Origin of the sequence: Lysinibacillus sp. GbtcB16, assembly GCF_019091145.1 — a bacterium.
Taxonomy (GTDB): domain Bacteria; phylum Bacillota; class Bacilli; order Bacillales_A; family Planococcaceae; genus Lysinibacillus; species Lysinibacillus fusiformis.
This window is the reverse complement of the sequence record NZ_JAGXJV010000335.1, coordinates 1-276: the sequence shown is the minus strand read 5'-3', so window position 1 is coordinate 276 and position 276 is coordinate 1. Positions and strand designations below refer to the sequence as shown.

Genomic DNA, 276 nt, shown 5'->3' with positions numbered 1-276 from the left:
AGTTAACAGTGAATACAAGTATTGCCTCCCTCATTTTCGTCCTGCTGGCGGTAGTTGTTGTCCTCTTTCAATTGCGTTCTAAGAAAAACATGCTTACTAAAATGACCGGGATGATGGCGGCTATGACTATTGCTATGGTTTCCAGCCTGGTTGTAGGCACAATAGCGGGAATTGAGCTGGAGCCATTATTCTTTTCAACTGCTGTTGGCGTCACCTTTGGGATGATTGTTGGCTATGTATCCGGAAGGCCCTTGCATCTGCTTGCTTCCTTGGACG

At 46.4% G+C, this 276-nt stretch carries 1 pseudogene; it reads left to right on the top strand.

The annotated features are described in order from the left end of the window. Positions 1-276: pseudogene (locus tag KVT27_RS24470) on the top strand (hypothetical protein); the annotation flags it as partial.